The sequence below is a fragment of the Pseudomonas sp. 86_A genome (assembly GCF_017491705.1).
In the GTDB taxonomy this organism is placed as follows: domain Bacteria; phylum Pseudomonadota; class Gammaproteobacteria; order Pseudomonadales; family Pseudomonadaceae; genus Aquipseudomonas; species Aquipseudomonas koreensis.
In genome coordinates, this window is sequence record NZ_JAFGYS010000007.1 from 179550 (window position 1) to 198463 (window position 18914).

At 57.4% G+C, this 18914-nt stretch carries 16 protein-coding genes; all 16 read right to left on the reverse strand.

What is annotated here, in order from left to right; all coding sequences use genetic code 11:
- Positions 1 to 390: 390 nt before the first annotated feature.
- The 16 genes from J5M57_RS12675 to gyrA all read right to left on the reverse strand — a co-directional run bounded on the left by J5M57_RS12675 (position 391) and on the right by gyrA (position 18547).
- Entirely contained in the window at positions 391 to 1410 is a 1020-nt protein-coding gene (locus J5M57_RS12675; RefSeq protein ID WP_169842051.1) for a glycosyltransferase family 4 protein, read from the reverse strand.
- On the reverse strand, positions 1407 to 2369 hold the full coding sequence (locus tag J5M57_RS12680) for an SDR family oxidoreductase (protein WP_169842052.1): 963 nt from the start codon (positions 2367 to 2369) through the stop codon (positions 1407 to 1409). The genes J5M57_RS12675 and J5M57_RS12680 overlap by 4 nt, the downstream gene beginning before the upstream one ends.
- Positions 2366 to 3289, reverse strand: coding sequence for a glycosyltransferase (locus J5M57_RS12685; RefSeq protein WP_169842053.1), 924 nt, complete (start codon positions 3287 to 3289; stop codon positions 2366 to 2368). Before J5M57_RS12685 ends, J5M57_RS12680 begins: the two co-directional genes overlap by 4 nt.
- 54 nt (positions 3290 to 3343) lie before the next feature.
- Positions 3344 to 4234, reverse strand: a complete 891-nt coding sequence (gene rfbA, locus J5M57_RS12690) for a glucose-1-phosphate thymidylyltransferase RfbA (protein ID WP_169842054.1) — start codon at positions 4232 to 4234, stop codon at positions 3344 to 3346.
- A complete protein-coding gene (gene rfbD / locus J5M57_RS12695; RefSeq protein WP_169842055.1) occupies positions 4231 to 5124 on the reverse strand; it encodes a dTDP-4-dehydrorhamnose reductase in 894 nt (297 codons plus the stop codon). Before rfbD ends, rfbA begins: the two co-directional genes overlap by 4 nt.
- Positions 5121 to 6197: a dTDP-glucose 4,6-dehydratase gene (gene rfbB / locus J5M57_RS12700; RefSeq protein ID WP_169842056.1), complete on the reverse strand. Its 1077-nt coding sequence runs from the start codon at positions 6195 to 6197 to the stop codon at positions 5121 to 5123. Before rfbB ends, rfbD begins: the two co-directional genes overlap by 4 nt.
- 224 nt (positions 6198 to 6421) lie before the next feature.
- Entirely contained in the window at positions 6422 to 6661 is a 240-nt protein-coding gene (locus tag J5M57_RS12705) for a lipopolysaccharide assembly protein LapA domain-containing protein (protein WP_169842057.1), read from the reverse strand.
- Between the two features lie 27 nt (positions 6662 to 6688).
- Positions 6689 to 6985 carry an integration host factor subunit beta gene (gene ihfB / locus J5M57_RS12710; RefSeq protein ID WP_003189779.1) on the reverse strand — a complete coding sequence of 99 codons (297 nt, stop codon included), beginning with the start codon at positions 6983 to 6985 and terminating at the stop codon, positions 6689 to 6691.
- 151 nt (positions 6986 to 7136) lie between these two features.
- A complete protein-coding gene (locus J5M57_RS12715; protein ID WP_169842058.1) occupies positions 7137 to 7415 on the reverse strand; it encodes a hypothetical protein in 279 nt (92 codons plus the stop codon).
- Positions 7416 to 7623: 208 nt separating this feature from the next.
- Positions 7624 to 9306: a 30S ribosomal protein S1 gene (rpsA, locus tag J5M57_RS12720; RefSeq protein ID WP_207848098.1), complete on the reverse strand. Its 1683-nt coding sequence runs from the start codon at positions 9304 to 9306 to the stop codon at positions 7624 to 7626.
- A 119-nt stretch (positions 9307 to 9425) separates the two neighbouring features.
- A complete protein-coding gene (gene cmk, locus J5M57_RS12725) occupies positions 9426 to 10115 on the reverse strand; it encodes a (d)CMP kinase (RefSeq protein ID WP_015093983.1) in 690 nt (229 codons plus the stop codon).
- Positions 10112 to 12319: a bifunctional prephenate dehydrogenase/3-phosphoshikimate 1-carboxyvinyltransferase gene (locus tag J5M57_RS12730; RefSeq protein ID WP_243435107.1), complete on the reverse strand. Its 2208-nt coding sequence runs from the start codon at positions 12317 to 12319 to the stop codon at positions 10112 to 10114. Before J5M57_RS12730 ends, cmk begins: the two co-directional genes overlap by 4 nt.
- A 28-nt stretch (positions 12320 to 12347) precedes the next feature.
- A complete protein-coding gene (gene hisC, locus J5M57_RS12735) occupies positions 12348 to 13460 on the reverse strand; it encodes a histidinol-phosphate transaminase (protein WP_207848096.1) in 1113 nt (370 codons plus the stop codon).
- Positions 13461 to 13472: 12 nt separating this feature from the next.
- A complete protein-coding gene (gene pheA, locus J5M57_RS12740; RefSeq protein ID WP_003226907.1) occupies positions 13473 to 14567 on the reverse strand; it encodes a prephenate dehydratase in 1095 nt (364 codons plus the stop codon).
- On the reverse strand, positions 14567 to 15652 hold the full coding sequence (serC, locus tag J5M57_RS12745; protein ID WP_207848095.1) for a 3-phosphoserine/phosphohydroxythreonine transaminase: 1086 nt from the start codon (positions 15650 to 15652) through the stop codon (positions 14567 to 14569). The genes pheA and serC overlap by 1 nt, the downstream gene beginning before the upstream one ends.
- A gap of 240 nt (positions 15653 to 15892) precedes the next feature.
- Entirely contained in the window at positions 15893 to 18547 is a 2655-nt protein-coding gene (gyrA, locus tag J5M57_RS12750) for a DNA gyrase subunit A (RefSeq protein ID WP_007963619.1), read from the reverse strand.
- Between the last annotated feature and the right edge of the window lie 367 nt (positions 18548 to 18914).

Below are 18914 nucleotides of genomic sequence, written 5' to 3' on the forward strand. Positions count from 1 at the left end.
TCGAGGCAAGTTAACAGCGGCAACCGCTACGAAAACACACCGGAATCGGGAGCTCCTGAAACCATCCCCTGCGTGAGAATCGTCCCCGGGTATAAAATGTGACCGACATTAGCTTCCTTGACCAAAATTCGAACGCCCCACAGTTTTAACGACAAGACTCATGAGCAACAGGGTCAACCTCGTTGAAACGTTTCCAACGCGCGCCTTTTCGATGAGAGCGACAAATAAACCGTCATTCATCGTATAAAAACTCCGATGAATGGGGCATCCACAGCATCAAAATAGTCGGCAATCCTAACAGGTTTGGCCCTCTGCGGACAATGGCAGGGCTGCCAGCGGTCAAAGCTGACGCATCGTCTGTGGCTCGAACCACAAGCGCTCCAAGAAGCTTCAAACCTGCAATTCAGCTTTCCCGGCACTAAATCTGAACGCGAGAAAAACCAACGGCAAACAGGTTACGATCAAACCTGTAAAACCATCCAGATAATCCTTTGCGACCAGAACCGCCATAGGAAATACCCAGAAAACATTTATACAAGTCACCGCCAGTGTAACGACCTTGTGACTGGCAAAATGCCGCGCAGCGTATTGATAAGCGTGACTGCGATGAGCCTGGTAAATCTTCTCTCCTCGCACCAGTCTTCTCAGCAACGTCACAGTTGAGTCCACTGTAAAAACGGACAGGAGGATGAGCCAGCTCCACATCAATGCGGAGTTACTCCACGCCACATAAAGCGAAAGAACTCCCAGAACCACACCCAAAAAGCCACTTCCGGCATCGCCCATGAAAATACGGGCCGGAGGAAAGTTCCAAAGCAGGAAACCGGCCACTGCACCGGCCAAAAACAAACTCACAAAAAGTACAGACTGATTTCCGGCCATCAACGAAATTACACATCCTGCCAGACAGACAAAAATAGCCTGAACACTCGCAATTCCGTCAATACCATCCATGAAGTTATATAAGTTCAGCATCCAGACGAGATAAATGGCTGCAAGCACACTTCCCGCCCATCCCAGTTGAATGTCCATGCCAAATATGGAAACAGGCGCCATACCTCCCATCCAGTACAACGCCCAGACAGCAGCCAAAAAATGCCCCAACAATCGCCATCTGGCCGCGATATGCCCATGATCATCAGCAAAGCCGATCAGCGCCACCAACAGGCCAGAGCCAAGCAACCCGCAAAACAGGTTGAACTCAAGCATTCCAGAACCGTAAAGCGCAGGAAGAGCCAGAACGAAGGACATTACGATCGCCACCCCTCCTCCGCGAGGAGTAGGGACTACGTGAGAACTACGCTCATTGGGAATGTCCATCAAACGCTTGGACAGCGCGTAACGGCGCAATACGAAGGTCAGCCCCCAAGAGACAATAAATACTGCCGCCAACAGCCACCACACATTCATTGAGCACTGGTATCCAAAAAATGATTAACAGTTTGGCGCATCGCACGATCCACACTGACCGGGGGCAACCATCCAAGCAATTCGCGATTCTTGTCGATATCGACCTGCAATGAGCCACACAAGCGTTGCGCGACTGCCTGCATTCCGAACATTGAAGCGGCAAGCTTGAGCAACCATTCAGGCACCGGCAGCAACCGCGCCCGCCTCCCGAATGCCCGAGACAATCGACTCAATAGCTGCGAGGTAGAAAGATCCTCGCCATCACTGACGAGAAAAACCTGATTGGCTGCTGCAGGATGATCGATACAGGCAACGATCAGGCTGATCAGATTCCCTATCGACACCAGGCTTCGCCGATTCCGCATGCCCCCCAATGGCAGCGGGATTCCCTTGTGCAGCCAACCCAACATACTCATGAAGTTGGCCTTGACGCCTGGACCGTACACCAGCGGTGGACGAATGACGACGATCTCCATACCGGTTTCGCGACCAAGCTTGATCAACGCCTCCTCGGCTTCGTATTTGGAGATACCATAGGGATCCATAGGAGATGGAAGATCATCAGCCCTGAAAGCCTTCCCCGCAGAAGTACTCTCTCCATTGACCTTGATCGAGCTGATGAAAATGAAACGCTTGACCCCCGAATTCGCTGCCTGCCGGGCCAGCTTTAGCGTTCCCTGCACATTGACATCACGAAACTCGGCCAGCGCATCCGCAGCCGCTTCGCGCATGACGTGTACCCGGGCCGCAGCATGAACCACAACCTGGACCCCCTCAAAAGCAGGCAAAACTTCGGCACGAGTCAGATCGAAGGGCATCACGCGACACAATCCCTGCAAGCGAGTAGGCCCTCGTGCGGCCGCCACAGGACAAAAGCGCTTGCCGACCAACAAATGCATAACCAGAGCTTCACCCACAAATCCGCTGGCCCCGGTCACTAAAACATTCAGGGGCATCATTTTACTTTCGTTCCTATGAGCGCGGTTGCCCAGCAAATGCAAAAGAAGAACATCTTGTCACGCCGCCGACGGCGGCAGCGCCAAGCGTTGAATGACAGTCGCAATAGTTGCGTGCGGCGCAGACTCAGCCAACCGCGCACAAAGGGATCGGTTTCTCGCCCCACCAACCGGGCTATCAGTTGAACCTGATTGAACCACCATCCGTCATGAATCGTCTTGTAACGAGATATCAGGGAACTGAGCCCCTTATTGGCGCCGACCTGATTGCGCTGATGCTGGCGGTACTCCATGGACGGCTCGGGATCGATATACCAGCTAAAACCATGACTGCGAGCAAAGGCATAACAGTACCAATCGTGCAGACTGACATCCTGCAGCTGCTTCCAATTGGCGATCATTGAGGATTTGAGCGCGTCAATGAGCTTCCTGCTCATCACATAAGTGCATCCCGGCCCGGCAGCCTCGAACAAAAAGTCCCAATCAACCTGCGGCTGAGCCTTGTTCAGTAGATGGGTACTGCCATTCGGCCAGAATGCCGTGACGTTGCTGGAATAGGCATCAATGTGGAGGTCGCGAATGACACATGTCGCCCGCCCCAACTTGCCTGGACGCCATATATCATCCTGATCTGCAAAAGCCACGAAGTCGAAGCACTCCAGATCGACGTCGCGGATCAAGCGGAAAAAGTTGCGCGCCGCCCCACCAAAAGTGCCAGCTGGCGGCAAAACGATCACAGAGGCATGATCGCTCGCATACTGTTCGCACCAAATCTCTGTGCCGTCCGTGGAGGGATCAATGCTGATATAAACGGTTACATCAACGTCTTCCTGAGCAAGGATCGAAGCCAACTGCTCTTCGATCCAATGCATGCCGTTATAGGCCGCCAGCAGAACCGCAATTCGAGGATGTTTTACTGACATGCAATCCCTGCTGCACCGATTGAGCGCTTCATCTTGAAAGGGTCTCCCTTCCAATCAGCGTGAAGGTGAGTCCAGCAGTTTCTGCAGATATTGCCCATAACCGGTTTTTTTCAACGCATCAGCCTGAGCACCCAATTGCTGCGCGGTGATCCAGCCATTGTGGTAGGCGATCTCTTCCAGACACGCCACTTTCAAACCCTGACGCTGCTCGATGGTATGCACGAAGTGACTGGCTTCAAGAAGCGAATCATGGGTTCCCGTGTCCAGCCAAGCAAAACCACGACCCAGCATTTCCACATTGAGCATCTTCTTGTCGAGGTATGCCTGATTGATGTCGGTAATTTCCAACTCGCCGCGAGCCGAAGGTTTTATGCTTTTGGCAATATCGACCACTTGGTTGTCATAGAAGTACAACCCCGTCACGGCGTAGTTGGACTTCGGCTTCATCGGCTTTTCTTCGATACTCAAGGCACGCCCTTGCGCATCGAACTCGACAACACCGAAACGCTCCGGGTCGGATACGTGGTAACCAAACACCGTCGCCCCTTCAGCCTGAGTGCTTGCCGCCCGCAGGTTGTCGGAGAAGTGCTGACCATAGAAGATGTTGTCCCCCAGAATCAAACAGCAAGGATCATTGCCAATAAATTCTTCGCCAATGATGAACGCTTGCGCCAGACCATCAGGACTCGGCTGTTCAGCGTAAGTCAGCTTGATGCCGTACAGACTGCCGTCGCCCAACAGCTTACGGAAACAGGGTAGATCGTCCGGCGTGGAGATAATCAGAATTTCGCGCATCCCCGCAAGCATCAACACCGACAGCGGATAAAAGATCATCGGCTTGTCGTAAATCGGCAGCATCTGTTTGGACACGCCAAGCGTCAGCGGATGCAGACGCGTTCCCGAACCACCGGCGAGAATGATGCCTTTACGATTTGTCGTGGTCATTTATTCAGAACTTCCATAAGCATTCGGGTTACACCACTTTGCCAATCCGGCAAGTGTAGAGAAAAGTTGTCGCGCAGCTTCTGCGTATTCAAACGCGAATTCAAAGGGCGGCGCGCCGGTGTTGGATAGGCAGTGGTATCAATCGGATTCACGGCCGTAACAGCGAGCTCCTCACCGTGCGCCTTGGCAAAGTCGATGACCAGACTGGCATAGCCGTGCCAGGACACTTCACCGGCAGCTGCCAGATGATAGAGGCCCGACAACGCCGGGCGATGCATCGCTTGCTGGATCGCCAACGCAGTCACGTCCGCAATAAGGTCCGCCCCCGTTGGAGCGCCTATCTGGTCGGCAATCACGCCCAGCGATTCGCGATCCTTGGCCAGACGCAGCATGGTCTTGGCAAAGTTGTTACCGCGGGCACCATAGACCCAACTGGTACGAAAGATCAGATGCCTGCAGCCAGAAGCCGCAATTGCCTGCTCACCGGCCAACTTGCTGGCGCCGTAGTGGTTCACAGGTGCGACGACATCACATTCCTGCCAAGGCGTCGAACCTTCGCCGCTGAATACGTAATCGGTCGAATAGTGGATCAGCCAGGCATCCAGGGATGCGGCCTCCTGCGCCATGACTCGACTGGCCTCACCATTTACACGGTCAGCCAGTTCAGTCTCGGACTCGGCTTTATCGACAGCTGTATAGGCCGCAGCGTTGACGATAACGTCGGGCCTTACTTTGCGGATAGTCGCGCGCAGAGCATCGAGGTCAGACAGATCACCACTCAAACCATCGACCGGGTGCCGATCAAGGGCAACCAACTCCCCTAGCGGAGCAAGTGAGCGCTGCAGCTCCCAGCCGACCTGACCATTTTTTCCCAGCAGGAGAATCTTCATGTCTTGTCCGAACGACCGGCGTAGTTCTGGTCGATCCACTGCTGATAGCTGCCGCTCTTCACATGGGCAACCCATTCAGAGTTGTTGAGATACCACTCGACAGTCTTGCGGATACCCGTCTCGAAGGTTTCCTCCGGGGTCCAGCCCAACTCGCGCTGGATCTTGCCGGCATCGATCGCGTAGCGCTGATCATGGCCCGGGCGATCCTGCACATAGGTGATCAAACTTGCGTGCGGGCGGTGAGCAGAATCCGGTCGCAACTCATCGAGCAACGCACACAGGGTATGGACGACTTCGATGTTCTGCTTCTCATTATGCCCGCCGATGTTGTAAGTCTCACCAATGACACCTTCGGTCACGACTTTGTACAGTGCTCGCGCGTGATCTTCGACATACAACCAGTCACGCACCTGATTACCTTTGCCATAGACCGGCAACGGTTTTCCTTCCAGCGCATTGAGAATGATCAGCGGGATCAACTTCTCCGGGAAGTGACACGGACCGTAGTTGTTAGAGCAGTTGGTGACCAGTGTCGGCAAACCATACGTGCGCGCCCACGCACGCACCAAGTGATCGGAACTGGCTTTGCTGGCCGAGTATGGCGAGCTCGGCTGATACGGCGTAGTTTCGGTGAAGAGTTCTTCCGGGCCATCCAGATCGCCGTAAACTTCGTCAGTGGAAATATGGTGAAAACGGAAGTTGGCCTTACGTGCATCATCCATTGCCGCCCAGTATTGGCGTGCAGCTTCCAGCAAGGTATAGGTGCCGATTATGTTGGTCTGGATAAACTCGGACGGACCGGAGATCGAACGATCCACGTGGGATTCCGCGGCCAGGTGCATGATTGCATCCGGTTGATGCTCACGCAGAACCCGGTCGATCCGATCACGGTCGCAGATATCAACGCGTTCAAACGCGTAACGCGGATCCAGGCTGACTTCTGCCAACGACTCGAGGTTACCGGCATAAGTCAGCTTATCAACGTTCACGACGGCGTCGTTAGTGTTGGAAATGATATGACGGATGACTGCCGAGCCGATGAACCCGGCGCCGCCGGTAACTAGAATTTTCACGCTAAAGCATACCCTTGAGCTGCGGACAGTGGCACCAACGAGCACTGTCTAATCCATGAATGCAGAGCCATCAGATATGAGGCTTCTGTCAGAGTCAGTCTGAATCGACGCGGGAATAGACCACAATCGAACAAGGGTTGCATTTTACAGCTTAATGAACGTTTTACTAATGGATATGGACAAGCGACGACCCAAAATTGACGGATACCTTGCGACCGCCGCGCTTAGACAAGACGCTTGCGCGCAGCTCTGGACGAACGCCCCAAAAACCAGCCCAGAACCGGACCAATCAGCATGCCGGCGAGCAGTGCCAAGACCACCACCACAGACACTGGAAGTTGGGGACCTGCCAAACCGAGGAACATTAATGAGATGGACTGCTGATTCTCAAGCACAAACGCCAGAACCACCAACACCAACAACAATGCGAAAACACCTAGAAGTACGCGCTTGAGGTTACGCACCAGAAACTCCTTGAAGGATAGCGACTGTCAAACCCCCTCCTCCTCTTCCTCATTCACCCGATCACGCAATTCTTTACCCGGCTTGAAATGCGGAACAAACTTTCCGTCCAGACTGACCGACTGACCGGTCTTCGGATTGCGCCCGACACGCGGCGCACGGTAATGCAGAGAGAAGCTGCCAAACCCACGGATCTCGATGCGATCACCGGTGGCCAGGCATTGGGACATTTGCTCAAGCATGGTCTTGATGGCCAGCTCCACATCCTTGGATGAGAGTAGCCCTTGATGGGTGACAATTCGTTCGATCAACTCCGACTTCGTCATATTTTTCCCTTCTTTTTCAAGCAGCTAGATCAGCGCTTGAAAGGTTTTAGCACGCCCGGAAGATTTTGAACAGCCCAGGGATTGACATATCTTCCTTGACGCCGACACGCCCGTTTTCAGCGCACAAAGGCACAAGCCGAACAACACGCACTCAACGACACATGACCAGCATGGTTCGAGTGACGTAGCCTGCGGGATTGAAGCCAAACGGATATTCATCTTCATCCTTCGCCTGATCAGATCGGGTGATCACCTTGTAACCCGCCCCCTTGCACTCCTTCGCCGCACGCTTTTGGCACTTCTCCCACCCCGAACCCAGGCCGGAGCAGTCGATCTCGATACCACTGACGCCACGCACTGCATGCGTCTTCGCACTCGTTGTGCAGCCGGCCAGCACCAACACCGCCATGAAGACTATAAATCTGTTCATCCACTTCCTTATGCCAGGCAACGCCCGACTACTGCACGACTAATACCCAGCTTAGTCGCGAATAGGCGATTGATCCGATTAAAGAAACAGACCACAACGAACAACGATTGGTTTCACCAAAGAACCAACACACCCAAAGCGTTCCGCACCAAATCGCAGGCACAAAAAAGGGCGACCGAAGTCGCCCTTTTTCATGATCAAGCAGAACTTAGTTCTGTTTGGCCATTGCTTGCTTCAGCAGAGCAGCCATAGTGGTATCGGCTGGAGCATCCTGAACGGAGTTCAGGCTCTGGATAGCTTCTTTCTCTTCAGCGTCGTCTTTCGACTTGATCGAGAGCTGGATTACGCGGCTCTTGCGATCAACACTGATGATCTTGGCTTCAACTTCCTGGCCTTCTTTCAGAACGTTGCGCGCGTCTTCAACGCGGTCACGGCTGATTTCGGAGGCTTTCAGGGTCGCTTCGATGTCGTCAGCCAGAACGATGATGGCGCCTTTGGCGTCAACTTCTTTCACGGTGCCTTTAACGATAGCGCCTTTGTCGTTAACCGAGACGTACTCGGAGAACGGATCGCTTTCCAGTTGCTTGATGCCCAGGGAGATGCGCTCGCGCTCTGGGTCAACCGACAGGATGACGGTGTCCAGCTCGTCGCCCTTCTTGAAACGACGTACGGCTTCTTCGCCCACTTCGTTCCAGGAGATGTCGGACAGGTGAACCAGACCGTCGATGCCGCCGTCCAGACCAATGAAGATACCGAAATCGGTGATCGACTTGATGGTGCCGGAGATCTTGTCGCCCTTGTTGAACTGGCCAGAGAAGTCTTCCCATGGGTTCGACTTGCACTGCTTGATGCCCAGGGAGATACGACGACGCTCTTCGTCGATGTCCAGAACCATAACTTCCACTTCGTCGCCGACTTGTACGACTTTCGAAGGGTGGATGTTCTTGTTGGTCCAGTCCATTTCCGAAACGTGTACCAGACCTTCAACGCCTTCTTCCAGCTCAGCGAAGCAGCCGTAGTCGGTCAGGTTGGTTACACGCGCGGTAACGCGAGTGCTTTCTGGGTAACGGGCTTTGATAGCAACCCATGGATCTTCGCCCAGTTGCTTCAGGCCCAGGGAAACACGGTTGCGTTCGCGATCGTATTTCAGAACCTTGACGTCGATTTCGTCACCAACGTTGACGATTTCGGAAGGATGCTTGATACGCTTCCACGCCATGTCGGTGATGTGCAGCAGGCCGTCCACGCCACCCAGATCGACGAATGCGCCGTAATCGGTGAGGTTTTTGACGATACCTTTGACTTGCTGGCCTTCCTGCAGGGATTCCAGCAGAGCTTCACGCTCGGCGGAGTTCTCGGCTTCCAGGACGCTGCGACGGGAAACGACAACGTTGTTGCGCTTCTGGTCCAGCTTGATGACCTTGAATTCCAGCTCTTTGCCTTCCAGGTGCGTGGTGTCGCGCACTGGACGGACGTCAACCAGGGAACCTGGCAGGAACGCACGGATGCCGTTAACGTCGACAGTGAAGCCGCCTTTAACCTTACCGTTGATAACGCCCTTGACCACTTCCTCAGCTGCGAAGGCTGCTTCCAGAACGATCCAGCATTCAGCGCGCTTGGCTTTTTCACGGGACAGCTTGGTTTCACCGAAACCGTCTTCAACCGAATCCAGAGCAACGTGAACTTCGTCACCGACATTGATAGTCAGGTCACCAGCATCGTTGTAGAACTGTTCCAGCGGGATGAGTGCTTCAGACTTCAGGCCAGCGTGAACGGTTACCCAGCGAGCTTGGTAATCGATATCAACGATAACACCGGTGATGATGGAGCCTGCCTGAAGGTTCAGGGTCTTTAGGCTTTCTTCAAAGAGTTCCGCAAAGCTTTCGCTCATTTTAATTCCTGTAGATGAGGGCGAAGAATACGCCCATCTCCACACCCCAGACGGTGTGGGTTAGTTTCATTTAAAAGAAGCGCTGCAGAACTATGACTGGTCCCCTGCGGCCTTCTTGGTCACCCGGCGATATCGCGAATGGCGATTTCGCTCATGATGCGTTCAAGCACCTGATCGATGGACAACTCCGTGGAATCCAGCTGTATCGCGTCGGCCGCCGGTTTGAGCGGGGCCACTGCGCGCTGGGTATCACGCTCGTCGCGTGCACGGATCTCATCTAGCAGACTCGACAGACTAACACCCTCGACTTTGCCCTTCAACTGCAAATATCGGCGGCGTGCTCGTTCCTCGGCACTGGCGGTGAGGAAAATCTTCAGCGGGGCATCCGGAAACACCACCGTCCCCATGTCCCGGCCATCGGCCACCAGGCCCGGCGCCTCCTGGAAAGCACGCTGGCGCTGCAGCAGCGCCTCGCGTACCGCCGGCAACGCAGCCACCTGAGAGGCGCCGGAACCGACGCTTTCAGTACGGATGACGTCGCTGACTTCATCACCTTCCAGAATGATGCGCTGCAACTGACCGTCGGTCGCCGCGATAAATTGCACATCCAGATGAGCGGCCAGTTTCTTCAGCAACTCTTCATTGGTCAGGTCGACACCATGGTTGTGCGCCGCAAACGCCAGCAGGCGATAAAGCGCACCGGAATCCAGCAGGTTCCAGCCCAGACGCTTGGCCAGGATCCCGGCGACCGTGCCCTTGCCCGAACCGCTTGGCCCATCGATGGTGATGACCGGTGCAATGTTTTTCACGACTGAGCCTCTTGAGCCACACGAATACCGACTTGCGCGCACAGCGCAAGGAAGTTCGGGAACGACGTCGCGACGTTGGCGCAATCATGGATGCGGATCGGCGCATTGGCGCGCAGCGAAGCCACACTGAAGGCCATGGCAATACGGTGATCGCCGTGACCATGCACTTCGCCGCCACCGATCTGGCCACCATCGATGATGATGCCGTCCGGGGTCGGCTGGCATTTCACACCCAGTGCCAGCAAGCCGTCCGCCATCACTTGAATGCGGTCCGATTCCTTGACGCGCAACTCTTCAGCGCCAGTCAGCACGGTACGGCCTTCGGCACAGGCGGCTGCCACGAACAGCACCGGGAATTCGTCGATGGCCAGCGGCACCAGCGCTTCCGGAATCTCGATACCTTTGAGTTTAGCCGCCCGCACACGCAGGTCAGCCACAGGCTCGCCGCCAACTTCACGCTGGTTTTCCAGAGTGATGTCCGCGCCCATCAGGCGCAGGATGTCGATGACACCAGTACGGGTCGGGTTGATGCCGACGTGTTCCAGCACCAGCTCGGAACCTTCGGCGATCGAGGCTGCCACCAGGAAGAATGCCGACGACGAAATGTCGCCCGGCACTTCGATGTGGGTCGCGGTCAGCTTGCCGCCAGACTCGACCGACGCGGTAGCGCCATCAACGCCGACCGGATAGCCGAAACCACGCAGCATGCGCTCGGTGTGGTCGCGGGTCGGAGCAGGCTCGGTAACCGTGGTTTGACCTTCAGCATACAGACCGGCGAGCAGCAGGCAGGACTTCACCTGCGCGCTGGCCATCGGCATGGTGTAGGTCAGGCCTTTGAGCTTGTGCCCGCCACGAATGGTCATCGGTGGACGACCTTCGGCAGCCGTTTCGATCACGGCGCCCATTTCACGCAGTGGATTGGCCACGCGATTCATCGGACGCTTGGACAGCGAAGCATCACCCATCAGGGTGCTGTCGAAGTCCTGCGCAGCCAGCAGGCCGGACAACAGGCGCATCGAGGTACCGGAGTTGCCCAGATAGATCGGGCCCGGCGCAGGCTTCAAGCCATGCAGGCCGACGCCGTGAATGGTCACGCGACCGTGGTGCGGGCCTTCAATGACCACGCCCATGTCACGGAACGCCTGCAAGGTGGCCAGGGCGTCTTCACCCTCAAGGAAACCTTCGACTTCGGTCACGCCTTCGGCCAGCGAGCCGAGCATGATCGAACGGTGGGAAATCGATTTGTCACCTGGTACGCGAATCCGACCGGACAGGCGGCCACCAGGTTGAGCCAGGAAAATCAGATCGTTGGAATTCATAGCGTCCACATAGGCCCTGCGGGCCAGGATTTTACTGAAATGCTCGCGGGCAACCCGGGCGCGCGTGAAGACGCCCAACAATTGGTGCCCATCCCCTGCATCGACCGCGTCGCGCAAGGCGTCGAGGTCGCTGCGAAATGTATCGAGTGTGCGCAGGACAGCCTCGCGGTTGGCAAGGAAGATGTCGTGCCACATCACCGGGTCGCTTCCGGCGATTCTTGTGAAATCGCGGAAACCGCCGGCAGCGTAACGGAAGATCTCAAGGTTTTCATTGCGTTTGGCCAACGAGTCGACCAGACCGAAGGCCAACAGGTGTGGCAGATGACTGGTCGCAGCCAGCACTTCATCGTGACGCTCGACCTGCATGTGTTCAACGTCGGCGCCCAATTCGCGCCACAAGCGATCAACCACCGCCAGCGCCGCCGGATCGGTTTGCTCGAGCGGCGTGAGGATCACCTTGTGCCGACGGAACAGCTCGGCATTCGAAGCCTCCACCCCACTCTGCTCGGAACCGGCAATCGGGTGACCCGGCACGAAACGCGCCGGCATGCCGCCGAACGCCTCGGTTGCCGCGCGCACCACATTGCCTTTAGCACTGCCGACATCAGTCAGAATCGCCGAGCCCAGATCAACACTCGCCAGACGGGCCAGCACTTTCTCCATGGCCAGGATCGGCACCGCCAGTTGAATCACGTCGGCGCCCTGACAGGCAGCGATCAGGTCGTCTTCACAACGATCGACCACACCCAACTCCACCGCCAGCTTGCGCGATTGCGGGTCGAGATCGACCCCGACCACTTCGCGGCAGATCCCACTTTCACGCAAACCCTTGGCAAACGAACCACCGATCAATCCCAGACCGACCACCACAAGGCGACCGATCATAGGTGCAGCAGATTGCAGAGCAGTGACATCACCCACGAGCCAGAACCTTGCGCAGCGCTTCGAGGAAGCGGCTGTTTTCCACCGGCAAACCGATGGTCACCCGCAGGTGGTTCGGCATGCCGTAGTTGGCCACCGGACGCACGATCACGCCCTCACGCAGCAGGCCCTGGAAAATCGGCGCGGCTACCTGACCGAGGTCGACACAGATGAAGTTGCCTTTGGACTCGATCCAGCTCAGACCCAACTCACGGAAACCCGCCTGCAACTGCTGCATGCCGGATTCGTTGAGCTGACGGCTTTGCGCCAGATACTCTTCGTCCTTCAATGCCGCACAGGCAGCGGCCAGAGCGAGGCTGTTGACGTTGAACGGCTGGCGTACGCGATTCAGCACGTCCGCAACCACCGCGGTGGACAAGCCATAACCCACGCGCAGCGCCGCCAGACCGTAGGCCTTGGAGAAGGTGCGCGACACCAGCAGGTTCGGGTACGCCGCGAGGAAATCCAGACCGTCCGGCAGATCGCTGCCTTCGGCGTACTCGATGTACGCCTCGTCCAGCACCACCAGCACATGCTCCGGTACGTCCTGCAGGAACTCGTCCAGCGCTTCAGCACCGAACCAGGTGCCGGTCGGGTTGTTCGGGTTGGCGATGAACACCACGCGGGTATTGGCATCGATGGCCGCAAGCATCGCCGGCAGATCATGCCCCCAGTCTTTGGCCGGAACCACTTTGGCCTCGGCGCCGACGGCCTGGGTCGCAATCGGGTAAACGGCGAACGCGTGCTCACTGAACACGGCGTTGAGACCCGGCGCCAGATAGGCACGCGCCACCAGCTCCAGAATGTCGTTGGAACCGTTACCCAGGGTGACCTGGTTCAGCTCGACGCGGCACTGCTCGGCCAGCAGGGATTTCAGCGCAAAGCCGTTGCCATCCGGATAACGGGTCAGCTCGGCCAGCTCCTCGCGGATTGCGGCCAGCGCTTTCGGGCTGGCGCCCAGCGGGTTTTCGTTGCTCGCCAGTTTGACGATTTTCGCCGGATCCAGATCCAGCTCGCGCGCCAGTTCGTCCACAGGCTTGCCCGGAACGTACGGCGAAAGTTGTTGCACGCCCGGCTGTGCCAGAGCGAGGAAGTTGCCACTCATTTGCTACCGCCCTTAGAGAACTGCTTTCGGGTAGGAACCCAGCACTTTGAGTGCTACTGCTTCCTGACTGATCTTTTCCAGCACACCCTTGATCAACGGATCACGGTGGTGGCCGACGAAGTCGATGAAGAACACGTAGGTCCATTTGCCGCTGCGCGACGGACGGGTTTCGATCCGGGTCAGGTCGATCCCGTTGTCATGGAACGGCACCAGCAGCTCGTGGAGCGCGCCAGGCTTGTTGCTCATCGAGACGATGATCGAAGTCTTGTCGTCGCCGGTCGGCGGCACTTCCTGGTTACCGATCATCAGGAAGCGCGTCGAGTTGTCCGGACGGTCTTCGATCTTCTCGGCCAGACGCGTCAGGCCATACAAGCCTGCCGCCATGTCGCCGGCAATCGCCGCCGAGTTCCACTCGCCCTTGACCCGCTTGGCCGCTTCGGCGTTGCTCGACACCGCCACGCGCTCGACATTCGGGTAATGCGCGTCCAGCCACTTGCGGCATTGGGCCAGCGACTGGGCGTGGGAGTAGATGCGGCTGATGCTGTCGGTCTTGGTGTTTTCACCGACCAACAGGTGATGGTGAATGCGCAGCTCGACTTCGCCACAGATCACCATATCGTGCTCGAGGAAGCTGTCGAGGGTGTGGTTGACCGCGCCTTCGGTGGAGTTTTCCACCGGGACCACGCCAAAGTTCACCGCACCCGCCGCCACTTCACGGAACACTTCGTCGATCGCCGCCATCGGCTTGCTGATCACCGCGTGGCCGAAGTGCTTCATGGCCGCCGCCTGGGTGAAGGTGCCTTCAGGGCCGAGGTACGCCACTTTCAGCGGCTGCTCGAGCGCCAGGCACGAGGACATGATTTCGCGGAACAGCCGCGCCATCTCTTCGTTGCCCAGCGGCCCCTGATTGCGCTCCATCACCCGCTTGAGCACCTGAGCTTCACGCTCGGGACGATAGAACACCGGCACTTCGCCTTCGGCCAGCGAGGCCATCTTTACTCGCGCGACTTCCTGGGCGCAACGCGCACGCTCACTGATCAGCTCGAGGACTTTGCTGTCCAGAGCGTCGATGCGAACGCGCAGTGCCTTGAGTTCTTGCTCGGACATCAGCCGTGTTCCTTCTCGAATTCAGCCATGTACGCCACCAGCGCGTTGACGGCGGTGATGTCGACGGCGTTGTAGATGGAGGCGCGCATGCCGCCCACGGAGCGGTGGCCCTTGAGGTTGAGCAGACCGCGCGCATCTGCACCAGCGAGGAACGGCTTGTCCAGACGATCGTCAGCCAGACGGAACGGCACGTTCATCCACGAGCGGTCCGACTTGTTGATCGGGTTGCTGTAGAGACCGCTGGCGTCGATGAAGTCATACAGCGTGCGCTGCTTGACGTCATTGAGCCTGGCGATCGCTTCGACGCCGCCCTGCTCTTTCAGCCACTGGAATACCAGGCCGGACAGGTACCAGGCCAGGGTCGGCGGGGTGTTGTACATCGAGCCGTTGTCGGCCGCAACCTTGTAATCGAGCATGGTCGGGCACAGGGCACGGGCCTTGCCCAGCAGGTCTTCGCGAACGATGTTGACCACGATGCCGCTCGGGCCGATGTTCTTCTGCGCGCCGGCGTAGATCATGCCGAAACGCGAGATATCCACTGGGCGCGAGAGGATGTCCGAGGACATGTCGGCCACCAGCGGCACATCACCGGTTTGCGGGATCCACTGGAATTCCAGACCGCCGATGGTTTCGTTCGGCGCGTAGTGAACATAAGCGGCGTCTTTCGACAGGTTCCACTCGTTCTGGCCCGGGATGGCGAAATAGTCGTAAGGCTTGGCAGTGGCGGCAACATTGACGTGGCCGTAGCGCGAGGCTTCTTCGATGGCTTTCTGCGACCAGATACCGGTATCGATATAGTCGGCGCTGCCGCCTTCAGGCAACAGGTTCAGCGGAATCTGCGCGAATTGCTGGCTCGCGCCACCCTGCAGAAACAGCACTTTATAGTTCGACGGGATATTCAGCAGGTCACGCAGATCCTGCTCGGCCTGGGTGGCAATGGACACGAACTCATCGCTGCGATGGCTCATTTCCATGACCGACAGACCCTTGCCGTGCCAATCAAGGAGTTCACCCTGAGCACGTTGCAGGACAGCTTCAGGAAGCGCCGCAGGACCGGCACAGAAGTTATAGGCTCGCTTGCTCACATCCAATCTCGCTCTGATTTGATATCACGCATTAAATCGCATTAATCGTCGACACCGGAACGGCCCTGAAGCACATCACCCTGTAGGAGTGAGCCTGCTCGCGATTGCATCACTGCGGTAGTTCAGATGCACCGCGGCGCCTGCATCGCGAGCAGGCTCACTCCTACAAGAGATCTCCGATGTTTCATACCGGACAAATAACAAGGGGGCGAATTTTCATCCGCCCCCTCGCTTGTCCGCTTATTCCTGCGGCTCTTCGTCAGCTGCGGCGTCGAGTTGCTGGTCCTCGGCAACGTCGTCGATCACGACATCTCCCTCGAACTCGGCACCCTCTTCACCTTCAAGCTCTTCGCCTTCGACTTCCGATGGCTCCTGAACCCGCTCCAGACCGACCAGGGTTTCATCCTTGGCCAGCTTGATCAGGGTCACGCCCTGAGTGTTACGACCCAGGCTCGACACTTCGTCGACACGGGTACGTACCAGGGTACCCTGATCGGAGATCAGCATGATTTCTTCGCCGTCGAGCACCTGAACCGCACCGACCAGACGGCCGTTACGCTCGTTGCTGACCATGGCGATCACGCCCTGACCGCCACGCTTGTACTCAGGGAACTCGGTGATCGCGGTGCGCTTGCCATAACCACGCTCGGAAGCGGTGAGGATCTGGCTGCCTTCTTCCGGGATCAGCATCGAAATCAGCTTCTGACCTTCCGGCAGACGCATGCCGCGCACACCACGAGCAGTACGGCCCATGGCACGGACGTCGGACTCTTTGAAGCGCGTCACTTTGCCGCCGTCGGAGAACAGCATCACTTCGCGCTCGCCATCGGTGATGGCCGCGGAGATCAGCACGTCGCCTTCGTCCAGTTCCAGCGCGATCAGACCGACGCTGCGCTGACGGCTGAAGGATTCCAGCGGGGTCTTCTTGACGGTGCCATTGGCAGTTGCCATGAAGATGTAGTGACCTTCGGTGTATTCCTCGACCGGCAGCATGGTGGTGATGTATTCACCGTCATCCAGCGGCAGCAGGTTGACCAGCGGACGACCACGGGCGGCGCGGGACGCTTCCGGAATTTCATAAGTCTTGAGCCAGTACACCTTGCCCTTGCTGGAGAACAGCAGCAGCGTGGTGTGGCTGTTGGCAACCAGCAGGTGAGCGATGTAGTCCTCATCCTTGACGCCAGTCGCCGACTTGCCTTTACCGCCGCGACGTTGCGCCTGGTACGCAGCCAATGGCTGCGTCTTGGCATAGCCGCCGTGGGAAATGGTCACGACGCGCTCTTCTTCCGGGATCATGTCACCCAGGGTCAGGTCGAGGCGCGCATCGAGAATTTCGGTGCGGCGCACGTCGCCGTATTCGGCACGGATCACTTCCAGCTCTTCGCGGATCACTTCCATCAGGCGCACGGCGCTGTTGAGGATGCGGATCAGCTCGCCGATCTGGTTGAGGATCTCTTGATACTCGGCCAGCAGCTTCTCATGCTCCAGACCGGTCAGACGGTGCAGACGCAGTTCCAGAATGGCTTGCGCCTGCTCTGGCGACAGGAAGTACTTGCCTTCGCGCAGACCGTATTGCGGATCAAGGTTTTCCGGACGGCACGAATCGGCACCGGCACGTTCCACCATCGCCACCACTGCCGAGGATTCCCACGGCGTGCTGACCAGCGCTTCTTTCGCTTCCGACGGCGTCGGCGAAGCCTTGATCAGGGCAATGACCGGGTCGATGTTCGACAGGGCAACGGCCTGGCCCTCGAGAATGTGACCACGCTCGCGGGCCTTGCGCAGCTCGAAAACGGTACGACGGGTAACGACTTCGCGACGGTGACGCACGAAGGCTTCCAGCAGATCCTTGAGGTTCAGGATGCGTGGACGGCCGTCGATCAACGCGACGATGTTGATGCCGAATACCGATTGCAGCTGGGTCTGGGCGTAGAGGTTGTTGAGGATCACCTCAGGCACTTCGCCGCGACGCAGTTCGATCACGACGCGCATACCGTCCTTGTCGGACTCGTCGCGCAGCTCGGTGATGCCTTCGAGTTTCTTCTCTTTTACCAGCTCGGCGATCTTCTCGATCAGACGCGCCTTGTTCAGCTGGTAAGGCAGTTCGGTAATAACGATCTGCTGACGGCCACCGACCTTGTCGATGTCTTCGATGATCGAGCGCGCACGCATGTAAATGCGGCCGCGACCGGTACGGTAGGCTTCGATGATGCCGGCGCGACCGTTGATGATCGCGGCAGTCGGGAAGTCCGGACCGGGGATGTACTGCATCAGCTCATCGACGGTCAGCTCGGGATTGTCGATGAGGGCCAGGCAACCGTCGATGACTTCACCGAGGTTGTGCGGCGGAATGTTGGTCGCCATGCCCACGGCGATACCGCTGGAACCGTTGACCAGCAGGTTAGGGATGCGCGTCGGCATCACCGCCGGGATCATCTCGGTGCCGTCGTAGTTCGGCACCCAGTCCACGGTTTCCTTGTGCAGGTCGGCCAGCAGCTCGTGCGCCAGTTTGGTCATGCGCACTTCGGTGTATCGCATGGCGGCAGCGTTGTCGCCGTCGACCGAACCGAAGTTGCCCTGACCGTCAACCAGTAGGTAGCGCAGGGAGAAAGGCTGAGCCATGCGGACGATGGTGTCGTACACCGCCGTATCACCGTGCGGGTGATACTTACCGATCACGTCACCGACAACACGGGCAGATTTCTTGTACGGCTTGTTGAAGTCGTTGCCCAGCTCGCTCATCGCGAACAGTACGCGACGGTGCACGGGCTTGAGGCCATCGCGCGCATCCGGCAGTGCACGGCCGACGATTACGCTCATCGCGTAGTCGAGGTAGGACTGTTTCAGCTCGTCTTCGATATTGACCGGGAGGATTTCTTTGGCCAGTTCGCCCATGAGAAGCCTGATTCCTTTTTCTGGTGAAACTTCGTCATATCCATATGGGATGTACGAAGCTCGTCGGGGCAGGCCGAGTGCCGTGCGCCGACTTACGACAAATCAACAAATTGAACCGTGGATTTGCGCAGTAAAGACAGCTCCGTGAAGCTGCCTCGGAAAACGCCGGATGTTATCACAAGAGCCGCCACGCACCTATCCCCCAGATGCGCATGGAGCATAGTTAGTTGACCGATGACAGGCGTAAAGGGGACGAGAGAAGCTCTGAGCTTCTTTGAATGCAGATTTGAGGCTTGGTTTGGGGATGTTTATTGACTTTTAGAGCCTCATCGCTGGCAAGCCAGCTCCCACAGGTTTTGCATAAGAC

Coding starts and splice junctions, on each gene's coding strand:
- J5M57_RS12715 (WP_169842058.1), bottom strand. CDS start 7,415: ATGAACAGATTTATAGTCTTCATGGCGGTGTTGGTGCTGGCCGGCTGC.
- J5M57_RS12685 (WP_169842053.1), bottom strand. CDS start 3,289: ATGTCAGTAAAACATCCTCGAATTGCGGTTCTGCTGGCGGCCTATAAC.
- ihfB (WP_003189779.1), bottom strand. CDS start 6,985: ATGACGAAGTCGGAGTTGATCGAACGAATTGTCACCCATCAAGGGCTA.
- hisC (WP_207848096.1), bottom strand. CDS start 13,460: ATGAGTGGCAACTTCCTCGCTCTGGCACAGCCGGGCGTGCAACAACTT.
- J5M57_RS12680 (WP_169842052.1), bottom strand. CDS start 2,369: ATGATGCCCCTGAATGTTTTAGTGACCGGGGCCAGCGGATTTGTGGGT.
- J5M57_RS12675 (WP_169842051.1), bottom strand. CDS start 1,410: ATGAATGTGTGGTGGCTGTTGGCGGCAGTATTTATTGTCTCTTGGGGG.
- J5M57_RS12730 (WP_243435107.1), bottom strand. CDS start 12,319: ATGATCGGTCGCCTTGTGGTGGTCGGTCTGGGATTGATCGGTGGTTCG.
- rfbA (WP_169842054.1), bottom strand. CDS start 4,234: ATGACCACGACAAATCGTAAAGGCATCATTCTCGCCGGTGGTTCGGGA.
- pheA (WP_003226907.1), bottom strand. CDS start 14,567: ATGTCCGAGCAAGAACTCAAGGCACTGCGCGTTCGCATCGACGCTCTG.
- gyrA (WP_007963619.1), bottom strand. CDS start 18,547: ATGGGCGAACTGGCCAAAGAAATCCTCCCGGTCAATATCGAAGACGAG.
- rfbD (WP_169842055.1), bottom strand. CDS start 5,124: ATGAAGATTCTCCTGCTGGGAAAAAATGGTCAGGTCGGCTGGGAGCTG.
- rpsA (WP_207848098.1), bottom strand. CDS start 9,306: ATGAGCGAAAGCTTTGCGGAACTCTTTGAAGAAAGCCTAAAGACCCTG.